At 40.3% G+C, this 4,230-nt stretch carries 2 protein-coding genes; both read left to right on the top strand.

What is annotated here, in order from left to right:
* Positions 1 to 183: 183 nt before the first annotated feature.
* Positions 184 to 2,487, top strand: a complete 2,304-nt coding sequence (gene adiA / locus C9I86_RS19655) for an arginine decarboxylase (RefSeq protein ID WP_107277259.1) — start codon at positions 184 to 186, stop codon at positions 2,485 to 2,487.
* A 647-nt stretch (positions 2,488 to 3,134) separates the two neighbouring features.
* Positions 3,135 to 4,230, top strand: a 1,096-nt coding sequence (gene potE / locus C9I86_RS19650) for a putrescine-ornithine antiporter (RefSeq protein ID WP_107277258.1), incomplete at its 3' end; no start/stop codon positions are given.

Here is a 4,230-nt window from a genome sequence, read left to right as displayed (position 1 = left end):
TTAATAACTAACTAGAACGGAAATGGGAATAAATAATAAATACACTGACAATTAATTATCACTATTAATAAACAGTATTATTTATTCCCTTTCTAAAATATTCGGTCAGGCCTTTTAATTTTTCATAGTTAATATGTCGAGTTAAAACATACCTGTTATCCACCATTTTATTCAGGCGTTATTATGAACAATAATAGTAGTACAAATAAAATGCGTGCTCTTGTTATCGAGCACCAAAATATTACTCCAAACAGCTTTGCAGACCGTGCAACTAAGTCGCTTGTTGCTGAACTACAAAACCGTACTATCGAAATCATCACTGCTACTTCTTACGAAGATGCACGTGCGGTTATTCTGTCTACTCAAATTGACAGCCTAGTATTAGCACTAGAAAAAACTGAAGAACAAATCGTTAACTCTCATGAAGAAGTTGATTTGTTAGCAGCACTACAAGCACGTCAATCTGAAGTGCCAGTATTTCTACTAGCAGAACGCGCACGTACTTCTATTCTTAACAACCGCCAGTTAATGGAACGTGTTGATGAGTGTTACTCTGTACTAGAAGACACTGCTGACTTCGTTGCTGGCCGTATCGTTGCTTCAATGCGTCGTTACCGTGCACAAGTGTTACCACCGTTCATGAAAGCGATGATGCACTACAACGATATCCATGAGTACTCATGGTCTGCTCCAGGTCACCAAGGTGGTATTGGTTTTACTAAGACCCCTGCTGGTAACCAATTCTTTGAATTCTTCGGTGAAAACTTGTTCCGTACCGATATGGGTATCGAGCGTGCTGCACTAGGTTCATTACTTGACCACAGTGGCGCATTTAAAGATTCAGAAGTTGAAGCAGCTAAGATCTTCGGTGCTCATCAGTCTTACTCTGGTATCGTAGGTACTTCAGGTTCAAACCGTACTATCATGCAAGCATGTATGAAAGACGACGATATCGCTATTTGTGACCGTAACTGTCACAAATCAATTGAACAAGGTCTGATCCTAACGGGCGCACGTCCAATCTACATGGTACCTAGCCGTAACTGTTACGGTATCATCGGTCCGATCAGCAAAGTTCAAATGAGCAAAGAAGGCATCGCGCTTAAAGCGAAAAATGCGGGCATTCCTTTCAACGCTGATGAGAAAAAAGCAAGCTACGCTGTAGTAACTAACTGTACTTACGACGGTTTATGTTACCACTCAGAAGTGACTGAAGCGCTACTAGGCGAAAGCTCTAGCCGTATTCACATGGATGAAGCTTGGTTTGGTTACGCACGTTTTAACCCTATCTACAAGGGTCACTACGCAATGCGTGGCGATGCTAAAGACCACACTGGTCCAACAGTATTTGCAACTCACTCAACACACAAGTTATTGAATGCATTGTCTCAAGCATCATACATTCACGTACGTAACGGTGAAAACGCGATTAACTTCGATCGTTTCAACCAAGCTTACATGATGCACACTTCAACATCGCCACTATACGCAATCTGTGCGTCTAACGATGTTGCTGCAAACATGATGAAAGGCGAAAGTGGTCTATCGCTAACTAACGAAGTTAACCGCGAAGCGATCATCTTCCGTCAGAACATGCGTCAACTATTCAACGATTACACCGCTGAAAACGATTGGTTCTTCAAGCCTTGGAACGCTGAAACTGTTACAGAAATGAACGGCGACAAAGTTAATTTCGAAGACGCTTCTGTTGAGTCTCTAATGACTATCCAACAGAACTGGAAATTGACTCCTGGTGACAAGTGGCACGGCTTTGACGAAATCGACAATGACTGGTGTATGCTTGATCCAATCAAAGTTAGCTTGCTAACTCCAGGTCTTGACGACAACGGTAACTTCCTAGAAACAGGTGTTCCAGCAGCACTTGTAACAGCTTACCTAAGCCATTTCGGTATCGTACCAACACGTACTACTGACTTCCAAGTAATGTTCCTATTCTCAATGGGTATTACTAAAGGTAAGCGTGACACCTTGATCAACACATTGTTGTCGTTCAAACGTCACTACGATGCCAACGCAGATATCGAAACATTATTGCCTGAGCTAGTTGCTTCTGCTCCAGAAGTTTACCGTGGTCTTGGTCTGAAAGATCTTGGCGAGCGTATGTTCAAGTACCTAGTACGTCACAACCCAAGCCAAGTGCTAAACCACGCTTACTCAAGCCTTCCAGTAATGGAAGTGAAACCACGTACTGCTTACCAGTTCGTAGTTTCAGATGACGTAGAGCTAGTGGCTTCAGATAAACTTGTTGGCCGCGTTGCAGCGAACTCTGTTATCCCTTACCCACCAGGCATTCCAATGCTTATGGGTGGCGAAAACTTCGGTGATGATACAAGTCCTCAAATCCAGTACTTGAAAGCACTAGAAGCATGGGACGCTGAGTTCCCTGGTTTCGAACACGAAACTGAAGGCGCAGAAATCGAAGACGGTAAATACCACGTTCTTTGTATCAAAAAAGAAGCACTATAATCGCTTAATGCATTAGTGTGACAGCCTATCAATCCCTCGCTGGTAACAGCGGGGGATTTTTTTATCGGTACAAATTTAGCCATAATCTTAGCGCTCAGGTTGCATTAACCTATCTATAGCTAATTATAATTTATACAAATTAAATATTTCTTAACCCATCATTCAAAAAAAAAATCAATTTTTAATGATGAATTTATTCTCACTGATAAAGCATAACTATATTTTGTGCTATTTTTGATTGATTTTAAATTACCACCCAGTGAGAATTTTAACTCATTGTAAATAAAGGCCTTTAATCACAAAAAAATGCAACAAATTACATTTTTACACCATTTGTTAAAAATAATGGTCGAATAATGATACTAAAACTAATCATACCCACTAAAAATGCAATGATTCATTCCGTTTTTACGGTTTTAATTTTAAAGAATCAGCGCATTATATGTCTCGAAAGCGAAGTTGTTTATTCCATTTAAAATATATTTCTTATGCTGAGAACTATATTTTAATTATTTTATAATAAGTAAAATAAAATAATTAACTTCCTTTATATAATAAATAACTCCCCATGGATCTGGTTTTATTTATATTAATATAAATCTTATTTTAAATATGATTTACATCCCTTTAAATCACAGGTGAATATAATGTCATCAGATACTGGCACTAAAAAAATGGGCCTTGTCGGCTTAACTGTACTTGTTGCAGTTAACATGATGGGTTCCGGTATTATTATGCTACCAGCAAGCTTGGCGCAAGTTGGTGCAATCTCAATGTTATCTTGGATTGTGACTGCGTTAGGCGCAATGTGTATTGCTTATACATTCGCTAAATGTGGTGCATTTTGTAAGCGCTCTGGCGGTATGTCAGCTTACGCAGAAGAAGCACACGGAAAATCATCTTTCTTCATCTCATCTTATACTTATTACGTGTGTTTGGTTATTAGCTGTGTTGCTATTGCCGTTTCTGCTTTAGGTTACATCAAACCATTTATGCCTTGGCTAGATACACCTATGCACACTTTCTACGGTGTAGTTGCTATCCTTATCTTCACCATGGTAGCTAACTTTGGCGGTGCGAAAATCACAGGTCAAATCTCAGCATTCACTGTTTGGGGTATTATTATTCCTGTTGCAGGTCTATCTATCATCGGTTGGTGGTGGTTCGATCCACAAACATTCATGAGCGCATGGAACCCACACCACGACACTACAATGCACTCTGTATCTTCTGGTATCGCATTGACTTTATGGGCTTTCCTCGGTATTGAGTCTGCAGGTGCTAACTCTGATGCGGTTGAAAACCCAGAGCGTAACGTACCACTTGCAGTACTGTTTGGTACTGGTTTCGCAGCGATTGTTTACATTGCTTCAACGGGTGTTATTCAAGGTATTATTCCTAACTCAGAACTAGCAGCATCAACTGCACCGTTTGGTCTTGTATTCAGCCACATGTTCAACCCAACAGTAGGTAACATTGTTACACTGGCAGCAGTTATCGCATGTATCGGCTCACTACTTGGCTGGCAGTTCACTAACGCCCAAGTTTCTAAAGCAGCGGCTGATGAAGGTCTATTCCCTAAAATCTTTGCTAAAACAAACAAAGCAGGTGTGCCAATTGCAGGTATGTTAATCATGCTTGCGGCTGAGATTCTACTAGCAGTAATGACTATCTCTCCTAACTTGATCAGTCAGTTCAACGCACTATTGAACCTAGCCGTATTCATTAACATGGTACCTTACA

Origin of the sequence: Photobacterium sp. NCIMB 13483 (assembly GCF_003025475.1) — a bacterium.
GTDB lineage: Bacteria > Pseudomonadota > Gammaproteobacteria > Enterobacterales > Vibrionaceae > Photobacterium > Photobacterium piscicola.
Note: the sequence above shows the minus strand (reverse complement) of the source record. Positions and strands in the feature narration are given on the sequence as shown.

Bases quoted from the DNA above. Each gene is read 5' to 3' on its own strand.
- adiA (WP_107277259.1), top strand. From the start codon at position 184: ATGAACAATAATAGTAGTACAAATAAAATGCGTGCTCTTGTTATCGAG.